Origin of the sequence: Neobacillus canaveralius, assembly GCF_047237705.1 — a bacterium.
Lineage (GTDB): Bacteria > Bacillota > Bacilli > Bacillales > Cytobacillaceae > Neobacillus > Neobacillus niacini_K.
Genome location: NZ_JBDFLL010000001.1, coordinates 4092761 through 4116521 on the forward strand (window position 1 = coordinate 4092761; position 23761 = coordinate 4116521).

The window sequence follows — 23761 nt, forward strand, 5'->3', positions numbered from 1 at the left end:
GAACGGCTAAAGTAATTGATACTGATACAATTTTTCATACAAGGTGGATCTGGCTATGCCGAGCTTTTTTGCTGCTTTACTTTTGTTTCCTTTTGACTCTTTAAGGGCGTTGATAATTAATTGCTGTTCCATGACACTCTTTGGCTTTTGCGGAGTCTGATTAACAAAAGGTTCACTTTGAACTGGTGTGGAACACAACTTTATATTTTGTATTTCCAACAAGCGCTTTGGTAAATGTTGATAGTCAATTTCTCCATTTGCAAGGATGACAGCACGTTCCATTGTATTTTCCAGTTCCCTAATATTCCCCGGCCAAGGGTAGTTTTCTAGTACCTCCATAACCCGTCCCGAAAGCTTGGGAACTTCCCTTTTTTCACGTTTTGCCGTCTTTTCCATCAATTTATAGACGAGTAATGGCAGATCTCCTTTACGATCACGTAAAGCAGGGACAAACAAATTGATTACATTCAGTCGATAGTACAAATCATTTCGAAAGTTACCTTCTGATACTTCGTGCGCCAAATTTCGATTTGTAGCAGCAATAATCCTGATGTTAAGGGAAATCGGTTCATGTCCTCCGATTCTCGTAATCGACCTGCTTTGTATCACTCGAAGCAGCTTAGATTGAATCTCTAATGGCATTTCCCCAATCTCATCTAGGAAAACAGTCCCTCCGTTGGCGCGTTCGAACTTTCCCATCATGCCGCTTTTGTGTGAACCAGTAAATGCACCAGCTTCATAGCCAAATAATTCACTTTCCACTAGATTTCGCGGTATAGCTGAGCAATCAATGACAATAAATGGATTGTTTGAACGGCTGCTGTAATTATGAATAGATTGGGCAATTAGTTCCTTCCCTGTACCGCTTTCACCCTCAATTAAGATACTTGAGTCCTGTAATGCAGCTTTTTTGGCTAAATGGATTAAGCTTTCCATTTCATTACATTGATAAATAATATCATCAAAGGTAAAAAAGCCCTTTGTGTTTACTATAATTTCTACTTCTTTTCTAATATCTTTAAAGTGAAAAATAGCACCAATTGGTTCATTCGAATTATCATAGAGGGGAACGGAAGATAGTCTAAAATGATATTGCCCTTTATTAATTTTTATTATTATGTCTTTGTTGATGAGCGGCATACCAATTTCCAAGACGTCTAATGAAAATGCCTGATTATCCAAAACCTCTGAAATGGGCTTTCCTAATACTTCTTCTGCTCTTACACCGAGCATTTCCCCTCCCACCTCATTGATAAACATGATGGTTCCGAACTTATCGACAGATAAACTACCTGCACTTACTGTTTCTGTAATTTGTTTCATATGATCGTTCTTTAAGTGAATCTCCTGAAGCTTTATGTGTGTTTCAAGCCGTGTGCTAATATATGTTGACAACAGGTCTACTATAAGAAGAGTTAGTGCGTCATGATCAATATCAGAAGTACACACCAAATAGTATTCCGTTTCTTGCTCTACTATAATGGGTGAAGAGTATAAGAATTCTGATACCCCTGCCTTCTCCCATCCAGCCATGGTGTTATCATAGCATGTCGTTTTGTGCATGAGTGTTACATCACGGGGCAGATCAATTCCCCTGCCACTATCCAAAACCACTTCATCTAAAAGAGGATCATAATGGCAAATGTAAGATAGATCGCAGTGGATGATTTGTATCACTGAATTTATTTCATTGTAGGTTTTGTATTCTTCAAACACCTTTTTAACTGTGTCCACTACAAGGTCGATATGAATAACCATAATTGATATCATCCCTTTTAATATTTATCTATCACCTGTTCAATATTATATTTTGCTATTTTCTCATATAAGTTCGAGCGGGATATTCCCAGTTTTCTCGCTGCTAGGCTTTTGTTCCAATAAACATGATCAAGAGTGTTACGAATTAACTCCTTTTCCATCTCATTAATTGAGTTCACATCATTAAGAATGATAGATTGCGCCGGCTTTCTTTTATCACTTTTAACAAGTGCATTTAACAAATAATTTGGCAGGTGTTCAGGTTCAATCACATCATGAGCAATCAGAATGGCTCTTTCTATTACATTTTCTAATTCTCTTATATTTCCTGGCCATGAATAGCTTTCTAATATTTTCATCGTTTCCATAGAGATGATTGGAGAATGACGATTTGTTCGATTTGCTGCTACCTCAACTAAGGTTTTTGCCAATAAGGGAATGTCACCCACTCTTTCCCTTATTGGAGGAATAGTGAGCTGCAGGACATTTAAACGATAATAAAGGTCTAATCGAAAATTTTCGTATTCCACTTCTTCCTCAAGATTTCGATTCGTTGCTGCAATGATTCTAACATTACAAGGTGTAGGCTCATGTCCGCCAACACGTGTAATCGTACGGGTTTGAAGTACACGCAGCAGTTTTACCTGAATTTCTAAAGGCATTTCCCCGATTTCATCGAGAAACACCGTACCTCCATTGGCTACTTCAAATTTCCCCAGCCTGCCGCCTTTTCGGGCACCAGTAAAAGCACCATCGACATAGCCGAACAACTCACTTTCCACTAAATCTCTTGGAATCGAAGAACAGTCGATCACAACAAATGGCTTCCCTTTACGCTGGCTTTGATTATGTATGGCTTGGGCGATTAATTCTTTTCCTGTTCCGCTCTCACCTTCTATTAATATATTCGATTCTGTTTTTGCTGCGACCTTTGCTGTCTTAACCAACTCTTGCATGGAAGTGCTTTTGTAAATGATATCTTCGAATTGAAATATTGGATTAATATTAACTAAACTCTCCAATTTTTTCATAATGATTTTCATTTCTCTAAAGGTAATGACGATCCCAACTGAAATTCCATTTTCAAATAAAGGAGTAACAGAAAAAATAAGATGAATCTTACCCTTTGGTAAATCAAAAGAAACTTCCCGGTTCACCCAATTTTCCTTCGTTTGTAATGTTACTAGTGGGGAGGGATTAAAATTTGGCAGAATCCCGAGGAGTAGCTTACCGGTTAGTTCATTTTCATCAAGTCCTAGAATGCTAGTCCCCATTTGGTTTATGAAGGTAATGATTCCGTTTTGATCAACGGTCAAGTACCCTTCCTCGATGGTGTTCGTGATTTGCTGTTGATATTTACTATGTAGAAATAGAGATTTAAGATTCGGCTGGGTAACCAGCTGATAACTAAGCTGTTTTGCAAGGATCTCTAAGATTTGAAGTATTTTCTTATTATTTTTTTCAGGATATTTTGTCACCAACGTATATTTATGCTCACCATTTTGTATAACCGGACGGGCATAAATCCATAGTGATTGAGATTCCTCGTAAAATAGAACATTTGAATGAGTAGATTCATCCAAGTTTATTTCATTCAACCTATTACGCTGATGTTCATCAACGATGATTTTTTTCTTCTGGATATCGTAGTGGCAATGGTAGATATAAAGATTATCCAGAAGGTAAATCTGCGTTATTCCTGTTTTAAAACTTCCAATTGAGCTGCAAACTTTTTGGAAGCACTCTATTAAAGGCTGGTCCACTGTATTCATTCTTTATTCATCGCCTTTTACAATAGTATTTTCAATTAGGACGCTATACAGAAAATGCTTTCTTGTAACAAGAATTCCTTATGTTCTAGAAAAGTATATCATATAATCTGACTATTTTGAAATATCATTTAGTTATCGGGCTAAATCGTAAAAGTCACTCTGCCAAAGTGCTTAAAACATAACTTATGAATATAATTCTCCCTATCGGAAAAGATAATGTTGAGGTGTTCATATGAATCTAGATCGTGCCAAAGAAATCCTCTTATCCGATCAAGAAATAGCCGTTCACTTTCATGGAATTCCTGTTTGGATTGAAAGCATAGATGATACATCAAGTAAGGCGGTTGTATCTGAAAGAGGAATTCATAGTGAAAGACAAATCGTACCGATAAATGATTTGAAAGAAACAGGAGAGTATTATACTGAATAGGTACTAGTTAGAAAAATAGAAAACATGTTCAAATCTCCATTTTCAACTACTAAAACGGTATAGCTGGTCCAAAAAAAATCCCACCTTAAGGTTAAGGTGAGATTTTTTGTTTCTATTGGTTCCCCTTTTGCCTCAAATAACGTTTATCATTCATAAATAAACTCCAAAAGTAAATAAAACCGGGGAAAAGGATTGCGAATCCGACGATATAAGTGATAAACACCGCTCTGAAGGAGTTAGGGTCTGTAAAAGCGGACTCAATGGTAACATTTGGATAGATGATATACGGCAAATGGGCCTTTCCATAGACATAGCTTGCTATCAGATATTGAATGGTAACGGCTATGACAGCGAGTCTCGGCATGCCTCGTTCCCCTTTTCGAAAAGGGTTTCGCGCATATAAACCGTATCCGATAATTAAAAAGAAGCCGACCGAGATCAATAGTAATGGAAGATCCTCCATCATTTCATTGTACAACCAACCGACTTCATTTTTTAAGGTAATCATAATTAGCAATGCCATAATTAATGAAATCGGACCAAGAATCTTTCCATCCCGAAGGTACACTCGGTAAGCTTCCATTTCATTTGAAGCCTTTGAATAATCCGCTAATAATAAAGAAGAGAGAAAAAGTGTACTCGTGATAGCAAACCCAATAAAGGCATATTCATTGGGGCTCGAAAAAAGTTTATTAAGGTTTAAATTCACAGTACCATCTGCAAAATCAACATAGTGTCCATGCGTAATCGGCAACACGCTAATTAACAAGCCAGGAATAATAATACCTGCAATACCAGAAATGTAAGTGAGCGGCTTTTTGTATTCCGTAGCTATATTTGAAAAAACTAAAAAGGCGCTTCGTAATGCTAGTAATAAAAGGATTAAGCTGCCGGGAATGAGTAGAATCGTTCCTAGAGTATTGGCCGCACTTGGAAAAAGACTATAAACAGCAACGACCAACGCAACAATAAAGGTATTTGTCACTTCCCAAGTTGGTGATAAATAGCGATTGGCAATGTTCGTTGCTTTCGTTTTTTCCCGGTTAATGTAAATCATTGACCAGAAGCCTGCTCCAAAATCCATGGTGGCCATAACAGCATAGATAAACACGAACCCCCACAGCACGGTAATTGCAATAAGAGCATCAGCCATTTGTTTCTCCTCCTATGAATTGGAACTAAATAATGGGGTGCCTTTTTTCTCTGCCCGCTCGATATCATCTAATTCTGTATTTTTTCTAAAGAAGTAGAGTAAAACAAACACTACAGAAAACCCTAAGATCATGTAGACAATGATAAACGATACAAATAGAGCACCTAAGTTGGTTGCAGTCGTAGCAGATTCTGCAGTTGATAAGATGTGGTAGATTACCCATGGCTGACGACCTGAACATGCAAAAATCCATCCACATTCAATGGCGATCACAGCCAGCGGACCTGTCGTTACCAGCCCCCGAAGCATGAGTTTTGGATATTGTGTTTTTTTAAAAAATTTTTTCCAGGCGAAAACAAGTAAAGGAACCATAATTAGAGCTGAACCAATGAACACCATTCCGTTAAAAAGAGTATGAATGAATAATGGCGGCCATAGCTCCTCTGGATAATCATTTAAGCCGACAACTACCGTATCAAAGCTGTTCCCCGCGAGAAAACTTAACGCCCAAGGAATCTCGATTGCCCCTTTTATTTCTTTCGTTTCCTTGTCCGTAAAACCACCAATCGCTAATGGTGCATGGGATTGTGTTTCAAATAACCCTTCCGCTGCCGCTAACTTTTCCGGCTGATATTTATGTAAGTATTGAGCCGAATCATGGCCATTTAATGCAGTTAGAAATGCAAAGATACCACCTACCACAAGACTTAGAACCAGTGCTTTTTGGTGAAAAAGATATACTCTTGATCCGATTTTATTTTTCATCATTTTAAAGGACGCAACAGATGCAACAACAAAAGCTCCAACTACATAAGCAGACAATGCTACATGTCCGGCTGTAACAAAAAAGCTTGGGTTAAAAAAAGCAGCCCAAGGGTCAATGTCTAGGAATTTTCCGTCTTCATAACGGAAACCAGCCGGTGTACCTTGAAAGGCATGGACATTGGTAATTAAGACGGCAGAGGATAGTGCTCCAATTGCGACCAGCACTAAGCTGACAATCCGCATCCAAGGAGCAATTCTTTCCGCTGCATAGACGTAGATGGACATAAACAACGCCTCAATAAAAAAGGCATAGATTTCGATTTGGAAAGGAAGAGGCATTACACGACCAATTACTTCCAGAAAACCAGGCCACAGTAACGATAATTGAACGCCTGCTATCGTGCCAGTCGGGATCCCGACTCCCAGTAAAACTGCAAAGGCCTTTGTCCAGCGTTTAGCCATTACTACATAATCTTGATCTTTTGTTTTTTGATAGAGAAGCTCTGCAGCCAAAATCATCAGCGGCAAACCGACTCCGATCGTGGCAAAAATAATATGAAAAGCCATTGTCGTTCCAAATAAGGAACGGGCTATTAATAAGTCACTCAAAAAAACTCTCCCCTCACGTATCATGGTCTTGATAATTATTTCCAAAAAGACCATTAATATGTAGAGTCGGTGAACTCTCAATAAAAAAATCTCAACTTCCATTTAGAAGGTGAGATTATATCTATATTTACATATTATGACCCATAGTTGGCATGTCAGTAACGATTGTTGGATCAACCATTCCAGCGATCATTGCTATGTGTGCAAAGATTAGAAACATACCAACAAAAATCGCGTGGACTTTTAATTTTTCTTCTTGTGTTTTATTTCTATAAATTAAATTTAAATCCAAAAGTGCCATGCCTAGTAATGGGATGATTCCAAGTAAGTAGAACCCTACTGCAACTACATCAATCCATCCATGCCATTCTCCTTTTGATGTGATCGGTATAACTGCATTAAAAAATAAGTAAATGAATATACCAGTAAAATAAATACCAACAAATATAGATGTAATTTTGTTAACCAATCTTAATTTACCTGTTAGATTTCTAGTAAACAAAATGGCTAATTCTGTTACAGCAATGGTTTCAGCACAGATAACCGGAATTGCCATAAAAATAATCAGATTCCATGGTTGATTGTCTGCTAGTAAACCCATATAATGTGTCATGTTCATGTGGTTATATCCTCCTAAAATCGTTTAATTACAGATAGATTGTAGGTTTAGGATATAAAGATACGATGAAGAAACTGTGACAAAAACATGACATATACTCTGCAAATATAAAAATCTCACCATCCATACAGAAAGTGAGATTTTTTCGTGTAGTTCTTTCGTTTTACCATTATGTTACTTTACCTGTGCAACTTCCTCTCCCTGGTATATCCGAAATGCCGGAACAATCGTGTCGGAAACAATTTCTTTTCCTTTTTCACGAATGAAGTCCAATTTATAATAGGCGTCGAATCGTTGGCTGATTTCTGTTTTCACCAGTTCAGGCGGCGTGACGACAATGAATTGGAACTTCAGTTTTTCGGCAACGGCGAAGATTGGGTCAAGAACGTGTGCAGATGCAGCTTGTCCGAACGGATTATCACAGACTAACGGAACCCAGCTTTGATCGGTTTCACTTTTAACGGATAATAACATCATCATCATCACCATTCGGGCAGATAACTTTTGTCCGCCACTGCCATCCGATTTCGTCTTCGAACCTTGATTGATCGTCTGCCAGGTGGAATAATGCTCTCTTTGCGGTTTCCCGTACATAAAGGCATTATCCGTTCGCATGTTATAGACGAACAGTTCAGGATATCGATTTCGAAGAGACACAAATAATATTTGCTCATCACTTATTAGTTGTTTAATTTCTTCGTCTAAGGCACGGTTATGATCATCAATCATATCAAATTGTTTGGTAATTTTGTTAATCGCGGAAACAAAATGCTGTTTTAGCAGCGGTTCAATATCTTCAGGCTTTTTAGGTAAAATGTCTTCTTTAAGCTGGACAAGTGGGAAAGAGCCTCGTTCATTTTTAAGTTTCATTTTTGCAACCATCGAACGAATCGCCTCTGAAATGCTCATTACTTTCATACTGGCACGGCTGGCCCAGAAGTTTTGCGCCTTTTCGGCTCTTTCCTTATCGCGTTCCAATTGCTCCAATCCACTTTGTGAAAAACGCTTCATATTTTTAACAATGCTTTGGATATGCGTATAATGCCTTGTGTCCAAATGGTCTAGTGTGGTTAATACTTCATTTTTAAAACGGATCTCCCAATCTTTTCCTTCAATCGAAAGCTTTAAATTACGCAATGATTGGTCAATTTTCGCATGCTTTTCCTTACCTTCCTCCTGAATGGCTTGATATTCCTCACACCAGGATAAGATACATGCTTTACCTTGACTCTTAATTTTTTCTACATCATCATTTGTAAATACGGCTGCTTCCTCTTTAAGAATAACAGAAAGTGTTAACAAATCACCTTCATAACCCGCAATATTCGTTTCTGTTGCTTTCTGAATTTTCTCAGCCTTCTTTACTTCCTCTTTTGTTACTTTCGTTTGGTCTTTTATTTCTACCTCTTTTACTTCTAAGTCAAGATCTTCCCAGGCTTCTGGCTGTTTTTCATGCTTTTCTATCTTTTTTCCTAGTTTGTCACGTTGTTCGGTTGCATGCTTTAAGGATGTTTCCGCAACTGTTACCGCCGTTCCTTGTTCCCGTTCTTCTTTTTCTGCTGCCTTCGCTTCTTTCTGAGCATTTTGCAGCATGTTTTCTAAGATACTGATTGGTTCCTCTGGCTCAACTGCATTTTTCCAATCCTCATCATGCGCTTGTAGTTTTTTCTCTAATTTCTTCTGTTGCTTTTGTTCCGTTTCTTTCCTTGCTTGAAGAACCAGCAATTCTCTAGCTTGTTCTTCCTTTGATTTTTGCAGCTGTTTTAGCTCTGTGATACTTCCATTTATCCCTTGTAATAAATGTGGTGAAAGCTTAGGTACTTCTTCGCTTGGGTCACCTTTTTGTTCAGCAGGAAAAACGGCTTCTTCAATAAAGAAAGCAATCTCCTTAATATTTTGTTCTATAGTAAGTTTCCATTCTACATATGTTTGATTCCACTGGTTTTGCAGGTCAACGGTATGCTGGTGCTCTTTGCCTATTTCTTGCTGCTGAGAATCTAAGGCTTCCTTCTGTTTCTCTTTTTCTAGTTTTACTCTTTTATTTTCTTGATGAAGAGTTTTTTCTTGTTCAAAAACCTCTAATGTCTTTACATTTTTCGTAAGTTTTTCGATCTTGCCTTTTGTCTTTTCTAACTGTTCTTTTAACGCAAGCTGTATTTCTTTTTCTTTTTCTTCTTGTGTCTTGATTTCCTGCAGTTTCGTTTTCAAAGAAAGAAGCGTGTTTTGTTCTTGCGTAATAGCTTTTACGATATCACTTGAAAGTTCACTTGATGAAAAACGATCGATTTCCTTTAAAATACGACGCAGGGTAGTTTCTGTTTTTTCAATTTCTGATAGTGTATCTTTCTTGTCATCTATTTGTTTCGCAATCTTTATTTTCCAGCTTGTAAACTGATTTTTATCAGTTAAAAGCTCTTTCTCTTTTCCGTTAATGATCACAAAGGATGGCTGGTGCTGTTCCTTGTTCATTTCTTCACGCAAGAAAATCGGAACAGGACTTTTAAACATTCTTCCTGACAGAACCTGCTGGTTAATTTTTTGCCATTGCGGCCCGCTTACGACCAAACCGTATGGAAGGAGTGGATAGGTAATAAGGGTATTCGCTAATTCTTCAGGACTTAAGGATTGGAGAAATTGCGTTCCATAAAAGACATCAATTCCAGTCTTTTCATCAATCCATTCCTTCAATTCCTTCACATCTTTATTGGCAATCCAGAAGGGTTCATCGTTTAAGGAATGGTCGAGTTGTGTTTCCCAAAGTTCTTTTTTCATTTGTTCTGCTTGTTGACGGTTATTGCTCAGTATTTCTTCTATTTTTATTGCATACTTCGATAAGAGAGAGTGAGTAAATGGTGCTGTGACATCATCTAATAAACCAAGGAGCTTGTCTAATAGCTTTGCTTCTTTCTCTTTTTGCTTTTCATTAGCTAGGTTTAATTCCTCAAGTTTTTTTTCTGAGAACTGAATCGACTGAAGGAGCGTACCGTGTGAAGTGGCTAACTTATTTTGCTTCTCACTCGATTCTTTATCTTTTGTTTGCAAATCTACTAATCTTGCGTTTTTCTCGTCAATCTGTTTCAAGTAACTCTGTGTCAAGCCCTTTAAGTCATAAGTTAGGCGGTCGCCAAATTCTTTAATGAGTACTGCTTCCTTAGAATCAAAGTTGTGCATCTGTGTATATAGAAAGTCAATTTCAGTACTAAGCTGTGCAATGTCTTTTGTCTTCTGTTTATCTTGCTGAGACAGTTCTTTAGCTTTTTTAGTTAAGAACTTTTGATATCCTAGATACTGTTTTATGCCTTCTTGTAAGGATAAATAGGATTCCTCCCATTGAGATCTCGCTGCTTGTTTAATTTCATTCATTCTTTGATTCACTTGCTCTAAACCGCTATTTTGCTCTAAAGTCACAATCTGTTGAGTAAGCGCAACAATACTCTGTTCATTTTCATTCCATTCTTTTAATAAGGCTTGAAAGGCAAGTTGTTCTTTTCGTTCTTGTTTCTCTTTGACAACACCTTGTAAGGTAGTATGTTTTTCCCTTTCTTGTACTAATTTCTTTTCCCAATCCATGACCTCTCTGTGAGCTTTTGCAAACTCTAAATTATCCTTTTGGTATCGTAAATCGGCTTGTCTTAGGAGTAATTTCTCCATATTTTTTGCTAAATTAAGCAAACTTTCCTCTTCCGATTGCTTTAAATGCTGCAACGCACCAAGGAGTTGTCTTCCTGTCTGTGTACTTGCATGAACTATTTCTTTATGTTCTACTCCTTTAGCTAAGTGCTCTTCGAATGGAACAATATCTTCTAAAAACTCTTTATGAGCTTGCTCTCTTTTTAAAAGAACAGGCAGGTCCTTCGCGATACTTGCCTGACTCTTGAAAATTTCCACCAGATCGTTCTTTTGATGTTCAGTTCGATGTAAGACCTGACTTACAGTAGGAATGATTCGTTTTTGGAACAGGGAATGGTCATCCTCAGCGCCCTCGAAGTATTTTCCAACGCCGCCTTCATCTTTGTTAATATCCTTCATAATATCCCAGTCTTTACGGTTAATGCCGTATGTATCAAGGATGCGGTAGTGCTTCTTCGTATCTCGGTAAACGTCATATCCATTCCATTTTAAATAGTCTTTTAAGCTTTCAGTTTCAGCAACCTCACCATTTTCATAAAGCGGAATATGCTCAAGCGCGGCTTCTTCCTTCCGTTCAAATTCTCTAGTATAAAATGTAATATTCGGAAGGATCTTAGCTTCCTGTTCCAATGTTTTGCTTTCATTTCCACTTTCTTCACTCATTGAAATCCGCTGTTCAGCTGAAAACATTCCTCCAGTTACCAAATGACGATGGTCAGCACCGTCCAATTCCCACTGAATGAGAACATGAAAGGTATAAGGGATAAACTGCTCTTTATTGTTAAAAAAGAACTGCTGATAAAATCGATTGTTCTGTTTTCCCCACGAAGTTCCCGGTTTAAGTATCTGAAAAATAGTTTGAAGGAACACACCTTTTCCGCCGCCATTCATCATGGCAATCAAGCCATTTGTTGATGTCTCATCATTATGAAAATTAAACGTGGTATCTTTATATTGCTTTTGCATGCCATCATACTTCAGGCCGACAATTCTAATTCGATGGATTTTCGGCATGCTCATCCTCCTCAGCTGTCATTAACTTTTTAAAAAGTTCATAACGGTCGTAATCGTGATACAAGTATTCAATCCGCTCAAAAAGTTCATTCTTAGGAATAACCTTCGCAATATCATCCCGATCCAAAACGACGATAAGCCCCTCAGTTTCTAATAGGCGCATAGCGCTGGCAATTGTACCGATTCTGGTTCGTCTATTGCCCTTTTTTAGCCCAAAATCGTCACTATCGACCTCCATGTATTTCCACGTGGTCACAACTTCCTTCATATCAATTCGTTCTTCTTCCCCGAAGGTCGGCTGATTTTTAAGAATGCTCTCCCATTTCATAATGAGATCATTCACTTGACGTTCTAGGGCATAGAAGCTAATTCCTTCCCGCTTCGTGCGGATTTTAGCAGCCTGGTTGCGATCGATGGCTGCCAAAAAAGCCATTATGACAATGCTAATAAGATGAAAATGTTTTTTCGTTTCAACTTGCTTATGCTTATCTTTCAAATGGGTAAAATTCGTTGCAAATACCGAACCAGTTGGCTGAACCACTAAATGAATACGTTTTGGTGCTTCAATGATATACGTACCGGATTCGTCTGCTAATAAAAGTACTGTCTGTCTTACTTCCGGATCAAAATAGGTTTGGAAGTGTTCACTATTTTCGTCGATTACTTTTTCTTTTAATAGAGTAAAATACACAGCTGATGCTTTTTTGATTGTTTCCGCACTCATCACTTATTCTCCTCTACACAAATTTTAAAAGGGGTCATTTTCGTTTGATACCATAGGAAAGGCTCCGCCTGATGATCGAACATGGTAAAGATTTTTAAGCCTTCAAACATTTCAAATTGTGGATATTCCTTCATTAGTTTATAAAGAAGAATTTCCCTTTCATCGCTTAGGGTTTCTTCCTTCCGGTGAAGCACTTGGACCTTCAGCGGCTTTTTATCGAACATCATCCACAAATCTATCGTTTCAGATTCTTCAAACCATAAATCCTGAACTTCTAATGGCAGCTCTTTTAAATCCGTTAATGAAAATTCACCGTTTGTTTGTAAAAACTGAAATACATAACTCCATGCCTTGATAACAGAATCCCAGTTGGTCACTCGTAGTCTAGTGATTCCTTCTTCTGACTCCTCTTCAATGATCGTATCGGTTAATTGTTTTTCATTGAGTTCTTGCTCACCCCAAATCCAATCAAGCGGCAAGATAAATTCATTTTTCGGTGAGAATAAAGGAGAAAGCACTTTTTCTATAACGGAGAAATTATGAAACCCTTCCTTTATTAACCAATTCTCATAAAAATGGTCTCGAAATGAAACCAAGCTGTTTTCCCAGAACAAGGATGGGTTTTCCGCTTTTAATTTCATCTCATAGGAAATATTTTGAATGACTAACTTAGCAAACCGATCATGCAATTGCCTTGTATGACCAATTTTTTCTTGAAGTAGAACCAATTCTTTTTGAATATAATCATCTTCTTCATTTCTTCGTTTTGTCTTTTCTATCATACTAGTAATCGTACGGAAGTGATTTTTCTCTTCTTCAAATTGCTTTTCAATTTCAACTCGATTGTCAGCTCTTTGCCATTCTTCTTCGATCAATAAGATTTTGGGATTGTTGATCATTTCCTTTTGGAAAGAGAATTCATTTGCCATTAAGCGGTTTACACGTGAAATGAGGTGATCGAGGTTTCGTGTAGCTTTTCTAAAATTACCATTCTTAATCAACTGCATACTATAGAGTTGTTCGATCGTGATGGAAAATTCCTCAGCCATTTCCCTGCTCATAAAAATCATTTCCTGAGCTACATCCGTAAGTTTATAAACAATCGATCCGCCCATCTCTAAATTCGTATATAATTCATCCATGGTCACATATCGGAATGTTTGTGTCTCCCAGGATTGTCTGATTTCATCGTAATATAAAGCTTCAAAGGGTTTACTATACTCTTCTTTTCCCTGATATAACAGACCGCTTGTAATTCGTTCTATTTGTTTATCGTCTGCTAAAAGCTTCATTTGTTTAATAGAATCTTCCACCATATACTTGATATCTGACTTGCGTCTGAGATCATCATCATTTAATTCTCGATAAAAGATGGTGAGAAGCACATGCATGAGAATACTTTGGATATGAGGTTTCAGTTCTCCTACTTCCATTCCCCTACCAAGCTCAAACAGTGGATTTAATCGCTGCAAACGCTTGCCGAACCCTTCCCATGATTCGTTCACATCCATCTCCTCCATGTTTCAATTGTTAAGACTTCTTGAGCTATTCGTTTATTTTCCTGCCATAATTGCATGAGTAGATTTTGCTCCTCTTCGGTAAACCATTGAAAAAAGGCGTCACGGTATTTGATATTTTGTGTTTGACCTTGCTTTTGATTATTTCTTTGTTCCATACATTCAAGCATTTTCCGATAAATTTTTAAGGCCGGCTGAATACAGCAATCTGAATATTTTTCAATAAGCCGATTGAGGATTCCGTATCCCACGGCATCCAAATCACCAGCGTAATAGAAAAGATAGTTTTTGGCTGGAAACATTCTGAAGAAAAAGGAAAAGCTCCGTTCTATCTTTGCACCTTCGCCATAAATAATCAGTTCAGGTTCATAATCAAGTTTATTGGCTTCTAGTAACGTAATGGATGTATGAAAGAATGATAAATTCTCAACAATGAGTACCCTGTGAATATCTTTAATTTCTTTCCCTTGTTTCATCCAAAAAACAAACGGTTCCGCATAGTGCACCATTTTGAGCTGTTCTTCTGATACTCCTATTCTAGCTAAAAATCCTTTCCCCTCAGGAAAGCTATCACCGTCGAGTAGAAATTTTTCATGACCAAAGAGCTCCAAACTTCTTTCTTCAACTGACACTATTTCCCGTCCCTGACTGGATTGGAGAAAAGAATATAAATTGTGGATTCGCTCCCATTCCTCTCTTGTTTGCCATTCGGGATGGCGTTCATAAAAGGAAAAATCAAACTGATCACTTAATTTCATCATCGCCAGACGATCCCATTTTTCACTTTGAACTTTTATATTAACCCAGAAATATAAGAGCAGCGCCGGTGTTCTGCCATTATATTGATTATTTTGTATAGGAATAAGTATTCCCTCAGCTTGCAAGGTTTCAATGGCATGGTAAAACAATGTGTACCCGTCCATTTCGAAATAATCATTCAAAAGCTTGCGCAACTGAAGTTCTAAATCGTTTATATTAATCTTCTTTTTCTGCTTTGGGTGTTGAATATCAGCTATAAATCCTCTCACCCGTGTTTCAATGATGTCGATTGTAATCACCTGCTTAAATCTTCATATAGCCATTGGAACAGACTCCAAATACCCAATTTGGCCATCCATATATTATAAACTAGTTAGGTTAGTCTGGGTAAATGAATTTTTTCTAAAAACAATTGCTGTGTGCAATAGAACAAATTAGAAACTATTTAATCAGCATCGCTAAGGACAGTAAAACCAGAAGAGTGACTTTAGTAAGATTAACTGGATTTAATCAAGTAATTTTTCCTAGAAAACAATCTCTTTTCCGCTATAAACCCCTTAAAATACGGAAGCGAATCAATTTGTTCGATAATTCGGAATTGACCGTCAAATTTATTTATGATATCATTTGATTAAACGATTAATCTTAACACACAAGTCATCCATCCTCATAGAATTTTAATTTTCTTTGTTCTCTACTTTTATCCATATTACTGCTTTCCTAATTTTCACTAAAAATTTAAAAATCTATTAATCTTGTACCTGATTCCGAAAAAAGGAGATGAAAAAGATATGCACGTAAAAGGAATAGAAAAATATAGACCTTTACCTCTTCAGAATGTTGATATTCGCGATCGGTTTTGGAAACCTAAAATCGACATCAATCGTGAACATACTATCCCCTTTCAGTATAAGCAGTGCCTCGATACAGGAAGAGTAAATGCTTTGAAATTGAAAAAAGACGGACCTGTTCCCCATCCATTTTGGGACTCAGACATTGCAAAATGGATTGAAGCCGGAAGTTATAGTCTGACTAAACACTATGATCCTGCACTTGATCAATTAATTGATGGTGTCATTGAGTTACTTGATTATGCCCAGCAGCCAGATGGCTATTTAAACTCATATATTACACTCGTATGTCCTGAAAGACGGTGGAAGGATCTTCGTGATTCCCACGAATTATACTGTGCTGGCCATTTAATTGAAGCAGGCGTCGCACACTTCAACGCAACTAAGAAAAAATCTCTCCTTGATATCGTTTGTAAATACGCCGATTATATTGATACTGTCTTTGGACCGGAACCTGGTAAATTAAAAGGATATTGTGGGCATGAAGAAATTGAATTAGCATTAATCAAGCTTTATCGTGTTACTGACAATGATAAATATTTAAAGCTTAGCCATTTTTTTATTGATGAAAGAGGAAAAGAACCTCACTACTTTGACGAGGAACAAAAACACATCAAAGGGTATTTTGATGATCTTTTTAAAACATTTCCTAACTTGAAAGAATATAACCAATCACATAGACCTGTTAGAGAACAAGATAAAGTTGTTGGCCATTCCGTAAGAGCCATGTATTTATATTGTGCAATGGCAGATTTGGCTTTAGAATTAGACGATCTTCAATTAAAAACAGCCTGTGAAAAGTTATGGCAGAACTTAAATGGAAGAAATATGTATATTACTGGCGGAATTGGCTCAGAAGAAAAATATGAAGGATTTACATTTGATTTTGACCTGCCGAATGAAACCTCATACGCTGAAACGTGCGCAGCCATAGGATTAGTATTTTGGAATCACCGAATGCTGCAATTAGATTGTAATGGCAGATATGCGGATTTATTGGAACGTGCTCTTTATAATGGTGTACTAAGCGGAATATCCTTAGATGGTAAAAAGTATTTTTATCATAACCCTTTAGCTAGTTTAGGGAATGTTCATCGTAAAGAGTGGTTTGGGGTGTCATGTTGTCCGCCCAATATTTCAAGATTACTTTCGTCCCTTGGCGAATACCTCTACTCACAAAATCAAAATACAATTAATGTACACCTCTATATCGAAGGTAGTGGAACTTTCAATCTTCATAATCAACAAGTAATTTTACATCAGAAATCTAATTATCCTTGGGATGAAAATATTGATCTGACAGTAGAACTGAATCAGCAAACAGACTTCAAGTTAAAACTTCGTATTCCTGGTTGGTGTAAAGACGCAAAATTAACCGTTAATGGTGACTCGTTTGATATCCTAAATCATTTCGAAAAAGGCTATGTAGTGATTGATCGTAAATGGAGCAATCATGACAAGATATCGCTAATTTTACCAATGCCTATAGAAAGAATGTATTCACATCCTGATGTAAGACAGAATGTCAACCATGTTTCCATTCAACGGGGCCCTATTGTTTATTGTATTGAAGGTACTGATAATGTACGTAATCTCCATGATATTATCTTGCCCTTAAATACTGAGCTTCGTGCTGAATATGATGAATATTTATTAGGTGGTATTGTTAAAATTTCTGGAAAAGCTAAGCTATTAAACACCGACTCCTGGAATGATACGTTATATAGATCGTCTCCCCCGGATGATGAAACTATAGAGTTAGTTGCTGTTCCGTATTATGCTTGGGATAACCGTGAACAGGGTCCAATGAAAGTATGGATTCCTGAAAGATAAGCAGCACCTAAATGTAAACAAAATAAAAAAGGGATTCCACATTTTTTACTAAGTTGGAATCCCTTTTCAATTTTTCAATCAAAATAGAATAATTATCAAACAGAAACGGTTGGGATCCGAGTTCCCAACCGCCTTTTCAACTATTCGATGTCTTCAAGTTCTTTTGCCAGTTGATCTAAAGCTTCCTTCGGTCTTAAATCTCCAGATAATGCTTGGTGAATGTAGGATTGAGCAATATCAGACATTTTGGAGTATTGTGGATGACTTGGACGCACAGATGCATCTTCAAATGCTTTTGTGTATTCTTCTAAATATGGATTTGCTTTAATAACCTCTTCATCCTCATATAGCGATAATTGAGTCCCTGCATATCCTCCGCCAACCAGCATTTCTTTTTGATTTTCAGCTGAAGTAAACCACTTAATGACTTCCCATGCTTCATCCGGATTTTTTGAGCTGCTTGAAATCGCAAAGTTCCATCCGCCTACTGAGTTCGCTTTCTTCCCGCCTTCGAACTTGAAGTTACTTGCTACCCATGTCTTATCCTTAACTGCTGAGTCATCTGCTTGGTTAATAGAATATACATAGCCCCAGTTAGGGTTAAATAGTGACTGGCCTTGTGTAAATGGAATTCTTGAGTCTTCCGGAGTTGAATGACCAATTGCAGAAGGTGATACAACCTCATACTTTTCTATCATATCCACCATAAATTGAAGTGCTTCTACCGCCTCAGGACTATTGATAATTACCTTGCCATTTTCATCAAAGAAGTCTCCGCCTTTAGCATGAAGGAACTCTGTAAAACTTACAATTAACTGCTCTGAACGTCCCCAGTGCATCGTAAACCCTTGGATTCCTTCTTCTTTTGTTATCTTTTGAGCTACTTCTACTGCTTCTTCATATGTTTCTGGCACTTCCAGATTATATTTTTCTAATAAATCAGTACGATACCACAATGGATGTAAATCATTAAACCAAGGAACTGCCCAAGTTTTTTCATTGTATTTTACAGAGTCAACCTGACGGCCAATATAATTGGCTTGAAGTTCTTCAGTGAATTTATCATCAAGAGGGAGTAACCAGCCTGATTCAGCAAATTCTGCTGTCCATACAACGTCCATGTTTACAATATCTAAATTTTCTGACCCTGCAGAAAGCTGTGTTACAGTCTGGTCATGCATTTGTGAGGCATCATTGGACAATTGAGTAAATTCAAGATTAATATTTTCATGTTCTTCATTAAACTTCTGTCTCGCTTTTTCCATCATCCCATTTGGATCGTTTTCAAAAACAGCCATGCGAATGGTGATTGCATCTGATTTTCCGGCATCATCTTTGCCATTATCACTGCTTGTTTTTTCTCCACCACTACATGCACTTACAAATATGACACCAAAAATCAAGATAAATACCAACAGTTTCCTTAGTGTATTGTTCAATTTAAACTAGCCTCCTTTAATTTTTATACTAGTTACCTAAAACTTAAAAGGGCTTCCGAGCAGAGTTTCCTCCGCTCAGAAGTTGTTCCTTCATTATTCAGCAAGCAATTTTTTAGCCCACCAGATTAAAATTTTCGCATGCTCATTTGTAACCTTTTTACCACTATGTGAGGAAACTTCATCGACGTATGAATCTAGCAATTCATTCGCTTCCTCATTATTGCCTGCTTCACTCGCCTTCTTACTATTTTCTAGCTTTTTCACGAGAGCATTTGTAATACCATCTGACCCTGGTGCCCCATATTCCGAAATAAAATCTTTCGTTAATAAGGCGAGATTGTCATGAGAAATAGGGATACTGACTAAGTCATCAATTGCTGATTGCAGCGCCTCAACCGCAGTATTTAGTTCTGCATCATTATCAATGGTGCCAAAATCTTCTACAACCTTTAGGGCATTTTGTAACGCTCGGAAGGAATCTTCTGTGTAAATACGATACTCATTTGAAATGGCACTCGCTTTTTCTTTCAAACTAGCAAGATATTCGATTGTCGGCTCAACCGTCACAATAGCTGCTGCCTTTTTATCTGTTCCTTCAACTGTTCCAAAGACCGTAAATTCTCCTGCCTTTGAATACTGCTTGGCGTCTATTGTCTCCCAGGTTACCCCAACGTTCATATTATCCCAAGAACCATCATTGTACTGTACTTCAACAACAGAAGGCAGCACTGGCACTTTTCCAATCTCCGTTGTTACGTTTTCCTCGGTAATGGTATTGATCGTTACATTTGCTTCACTTCTCACATAAACGGTTGCCGGAATCATGTGATAGGATGAATCTAATGCTCCCCAGACCGTAATGGCTGTGTCGCTTTGTTGTAATTGTTCATCGGTAATTTCATCCCATGTAACATTTACTTCTTGGGTATAGCCATCCAATACTTTCTGAACGGTTGCCGGTAGCTCTGGACGCTCTCCCTTAAGTACACGTACCTTCACATCGCTTGGATTAATTTCTAGAACTGGCGGTTCTAGGACTTTCCACTCTAAGATACCGGTCCATTGCGTTCCTCTCGTAATAGTCATACGTAAAGCAGTCGTTTCAATAGGTTTGAAAGTAGTCGTGTTATACTTATCCGGCTCTACTACTAGCCCTGAGATTTTCTCTACATCCTTCCAGGTCGTACCATCAGCATCTAAATACTGTAGTGTATAGGCTTCAGGCATACGAATACCACCATTATCAGTCCACCAATAAACATCTGACTGATTGATGACTACCGGATCGTCCCATGTGTACTGAACCCATTGAGTTTTGGAAGGACTATTCCAGTTTCCATATGCGCCGCCTGTTTTATCTCGTGAATTTCTAGGGTCAATACCATTTTTTATGGCATTAAGATCTTCCCATGAAGATACATAAGATGTCGATGGTGTTGCACTCAATGCTAAATTTACATCCTGTTTCTCAATATTTATTTCAATGTCAGAAGATGTGGAAAGTTCACCATCATTAGCAGTTAATGTTAAAACATACTTCCCTTCTTCTGTAAAACTAGCAACTGTACTTACAGACTCAGGTTCTGAGAAAACAACCGCTCCAGGGCCAGATTTTTGACTCCAAGTTAATTCAGGGAAATCAAGAGGTTGACTATCATCCGATACGGATGCTACCAATTGCTCCTTCATTGGTTTGTTAAACGTTTCATCTAGAAGAATCTCTACTTTTGGAGCTTTATTAGGCTCTGCTGGAACTTTAATTCCCGTTTCAAATACCTGAACCTCCTTAAGACCCATATCAAATCCAGGGTAAGGTGTCATTAGGACTCTCATTTTTTGTGCTGTAATCGTGTTAAACTTTACTTCATTAAAGTTTGCTTGAATCGGGCTCTTCTTCTGAAGAGGTACACTCTTCCATTCTGTACCATCTTGATACTGAATCGTAAAATGAAGTGGTTCTCGGTAATTATTTCTAGATTTATCGCTGTAGAAGTATAACTTTACATTATCAAAGGCTGTTGGTTTACCAAAATCAACCTCATACCAATCTTGCTTATTTGGAGAGTCTTTTGTACCCCAAATCGGATTTGGTGCTGCATAATGGTTACCTCTAGTTGTAGGAAGTCCGCTTACAGTAAATCCATCAACTGCATTTTCCACTTTCGTAAGCTCTTCAGGTCTAGAACCGACAGATGTATAGGAAGCAGAAACCTTCTTACCCTTTGCTAAATTTGCTGCAGCTCCGGTTTCAACTGTCAGGTCTACACCCGATTTTTGGAACATATCGACTGCTCTAGCATTCTCTGAGAGTGTGACTTCAGTAGCTTTCTTGATACCATTTGCCTGATTAAACGTTACATCTGCGTCACTATTTTTGTCTTCTATTGTTACTGTGCCCGTTCTAGAGTCATATGTTAAATGAACGAGTTCATCTACCGTAAGAACTCGTTGTCCGTCCATGTACACGGAATATCCTTCAGGTGTTTCCCCATAATGCTTGGTTCCATCCGGCTTATCCCAAACGATAGTTAAATCGCTGTCATGGTACCTTAAGTTATTAACCGTAAAATACTCATACCCCATATCAATCGGCCATAATTCTAATGTTTCATCAGCCCGCGGCTGCATTCCAGCGATATCCTCAATCAGTGAGAAATTATAAGCACCAAGGATATTATGATGAATCCAAGATCGATAATTAAGCTTTTTCGTTTGATCATCAAAGCTATTCCAGAATTCATTGTTATCCGGGAATCTGTTGTCACCATCAACATATTGAGTCCAAGTAAGCCATTCAATCAGCTTTTTATACATTTCCGGCGTAATATACTCGGATGGATACTTCCTAATCGCTGTTGCATATAGTCTTGCTTGAAGTGTGGAGTTAATGTTTGAAAAGTTATTACTTCCGCCAGTTCCAGCTTCTATCGCTAACTTCTTATCAAATTGGTTAGCTGTAAAGAACGGCATGATTGGAAACTGTCCCTTATCCGCATAGAATCGTAATGCTTGTTTATAATCATCGGTGTTTGGTGCAACTTCATGAGTGAATGGTGAAAAGTTTTGCTGGTCTTTCCAAGGTACTAATTCACCAGACGCAATGTCCTTCTGTTTGAATACCTTGCCATTATCACCTTCGGAACCATCCCATAAGACGGTTAAGATTGATTCTTTAATATTTTCAGCAAGCTGTTTCATTTCTTGAGCTTTCGCATCATTTCCTAAAGCAGCATAAATCTCAGCTGCAGCTTGTGCTCCTGAATAGTTAAATGCACTCTGGTCTGTCCGGTCCTGATCGCGGTCTTTCCAGTTAAGTGCAACAGCATCTGCATCATTCCCTGTTAAAGAACCCCAGTCATATTGAACAAGATAATTTTTATTTGTGTCATATTTGTCTAATTGACCCTTAACATCACCTTCTGCATAACGTGCCAAATTGTTAAGAATCTTTGTATCCCCGCCGTGTACTTTATAAGTCTCCCACGCTTCATCCGCTATCCATTGCTCATATGTATTGTTCCAATGAGCTGGATCTCCTGGGTTATCTTGAAATGCTGAATATTTCGAACTTTCACCAGATGATACCCAGTTGCCGTATGAATATATAGGATTTCTGAAATATTTTAAATCCTGCATATGCATTGGCTGAGTTAATTGAATCGCATTGTTGTATCCTAGTACGCCTTCAATGGAAACCGGGAATTGAAAATCATTTCCTGGTATATTGGCGTCAATATAGTTAAATCTGTTTAAGAATGTTCGATAATAAGACATCTTTTTTATATTTTGATCAGGAATATCAATATATGGTACATTCTCTGACCACCATTTATTGTACTCATCAAGTTGAGTTTGGTAAGCTGTTTCTGCGTCATAATCTACAAATCTCTCATAATCGGTGGTGGACTCTGATATTTCTTTTGTTGTAACTCCCATTTGTACTTTTACTGTAGTTGATTCCCCTGCTCTTAGCGTAATGGATTTAGTCAGTTTTGTACCATCAACTGTCATACCTTCTCCACTTAATCTTGGATACATGGTCGTTAAATCATATCTGGCTTTTTGAATTCCTGTTAACTCCGTCCCATTTTCAGAAGCCTTGTTTACAATCGGAGATGATACATTAAGAGTTTTTGTAATACTCGCTTCACTCGTATTTTTAATTTCCAGGATTGTTACTGCGACATTATTATAAGTAATGAATTTTTTCTGTTGGACGCTTAATCCTGCAGCTTGATGAACACTTGACCAATGACTTGGATATTGCTTTCTTTCAGCAGCAACTTCAGATAAAGAGGTGTCCGATAATGTGATGGTATACAGGTTTTGAGCACTTCCTGTCGGCATTTCTCTGTAGGCATAACCGCCTCCGAACCCAAGATCCCTTGGCTGGTGGGTAAACATATACAATGCCCTGCCTCGCGTAAATAAATCAACTCCTCCCTCTGAGCCGGGTCTTTCAAGAATCCGATCCATCCAGTACGAATCTCCTCCAGCAGCTTTATCCGCTTTGTAAATTTCCGCTAACATGTTTTTAGATGGGTCATATGCAACTGGCTCTGTCGGAACTGGATTTGCCGATCCGCTATATTCTGGAGTTCCTGGGTCAACTGCTGCCGGTATTACTGCATCATATGCCGCAAAAGTGGTAGGAATAGAACTTCCAAGTAACACTAAAATACTGGCTGTTATGGATAGAGCTTTCTTCCTATTTTTCTTCTTCATAGATTTGAACAAACTCATTACCCTCCCTATTTCCCCTTTTATATATGAGATGTGCTCTAACTTGTTGATCCACCTCCTTAAAAAGTGCATTTTTTGCAAGAAATATGGAACTACTTTTTATGTTAAGAACTATGATAGGAATAACGTAAAGTATTGAAGTATT

General features: G+C 37.8%; 13 protein-coding genes. 2 read left to right on the plus strand and 11 right to left on the minus strand.

The window, feature by feature from the left end; translation table 11 throughout:
* Positions 1-6 precede the first annotated feature (6 nt).
* A complete protein-coding gene (locus ABC255_RS20290; protein ID WP_412996363.1) occupies positions 7-1758 on the minus strand; it encodes a sigma-54 interaction domain-containing protein in 1752 nt (583 codons plus the stop codon).
* Positions 1759-1775: 17 nt separating this feature from the next.
* Positions 1776-3530, minus strand: a complete 1755-nt coding sequence (locus ABC255_RS20295; RefSeq protein ID WP_412996365.1) for a sigma-54 interaction domain-containing protein — start codon at positions 3528-3530, stop codon at positions 1776-1778.
* 232 nt (positions 3531-3762) lie between these two features.
* Between ABC255_RS20295 and ABC255_RS20300 the strand changes: the two genes are divergently transcribed.
* Positions 3763-3960: an H-type small acid-soluble spore protein gene (locus ABC255_RS20300; RefSeq protein WP_412996367.1), complete on the plus strand. Its 198-nt coding sequence runs from the start codon at positions 3763-3765 to the stop codon at positions 3958-3960.
* A 112-nt stretch (positions 3961-4072) separates the two neighbouring features.
* Here the strand turns inward: ABC255_RS20300 and ABC255_RS20305 are convergent, their stop codons facing one another.
* From ABC255_RS20305 to ABC255_RS20335, 7 genes are all read right to left on the minus strand, one after another.
* Entirely contained in the window at positions 4073-5113 is a 1041-nt protein-coding gene (locus ABC255_RS20305) for a cytochrome d ubiquinol oxidase subunit II (protein WP_412996369.1), read from the minus strand.
* A 12-nt stretch (positions 5114-5125) separates the two neighbouring features.
* Positions 5126-6487, minus strand: coding sequence for a cytochrome ubiquinol oxidase subunit I (locus tag ABC255_RS20310; RefSeq protein WP_412996370.1), 1362 nt, complete (start codon positions 6485-6487; stop codon positions 5126-5128).
* Between the two features lie 127 nt (positions 6488-6614).
* Positions 6615-7106: a DUF6803 family protein gene (locus ABC255_RS20315; RefSeq protein WP_412996372.1), complete on the minus strand. Its 492-nt coding sequence runs from the start codon at positions 7104-7106 to the stop codon at positions 6615-6617.
* Between the two features lie 174 nt (positions 7107-7280).
* Positions 7281-11750: a hypothetical protein gene (locus ABC255_RS20320; RefSeq protein WP_412996374.1), complete on the minus strand. Its 4470-nt coding sequence runs from the start codon at positions 11748-11750 to the stop codon at positions 7281-7283.
* Positions 11728-12474 carry a DUF6063 family protein gene (locus ABC255_RS20325; protein WP_412996376.1) on the minus strand — a complete coding sequence of 249 codons (747 nt, stop codon included), beginning with the start codon at positions 12472-12474 and terminating at the stop codon, positions 11728-11730. Before ABC255_RS20325 ends, ABC255_RS20320 begins: the two co-directional genes overlap by 23 nt.
* A complete protein-coding gene (locus ABC255_RS20330) occupies positions 12474-13985 on the minus strand; it encodes a hypothetical protein (RefSeq protein ID WP_412996378.1) in 1512 nt (503 codons plus the stop codon). The genes ABC255_RS20325 and ABC255_RS20330 overlap by 1 nt, the downstream gene beginning before the upstream one ends.
* Positions 13976-15049: a Wadjet anti-phage system protein JetD domain-containing protein gene (locus tag ABC255_RS20335; RefSeq protein ID WP_412996380.1), complete on the minus strand. Its 1074-nt coding sequence runs from the start codon at positions 15047-15049 to the stop codon at positions 13976-13978. The genes ABC255_RS20330 and ABC255_RS20335 overlap by 10 nt, the downstream gene beginning before the upstream one ends.
* Positions 15050-15541: 492 nt before the next feature.
* Between ABC255_RS20335 and ABC255_RS20340 the strand changes: the two genes are divergently transcribed.
* Positions 15542-17434 carry a glycoside hydrolase family 127 protein gene (locus ABC255_RS20340; RefSeq protein ID WP_412996382.1) on the plus strand — a complete coding sequence of 631 codons (1893 nt, stop codon included), beginning with the start codon at positions 15542-15544 and terminating at the stop codon, positions 17432-17434.
* Between the two features lie 140 nt (positions 17435-17574).
* Here ABC255_RS20340 and ABC255_RS20345 read toward each other — a convergent pair whose 3' ends face one another.
* Both ABC255_RS20345 and ABC255_RS20350 read right to left on the minus strand, forming a co-directional pair.
* Positions 17575-18873: an ABC transporter substrate-binding protein gene (locus tag ABC255_RS20345; protein ID WP_412996384.1), complete on the minus strand. Its 1299-nt coding sequence runs from the start codon at positions 18871-18873 to the stop codon at positions 17575-17577.
* Positions 18874-18966: 93 nt separating this feature from the next.
* On the minus strand, positions 18967-23598 hold the full coding sequence (locus ABC255_RS20350) for an Ig-like domain-containing protein (protein ID WP_412996385.1): 4632 nt from the start codon (positions 23596-23598) through the stop codon (positions 18967-18969).
* Between the last annotated feature and the right edge of the window lie 163 nt (positions 23599-23761).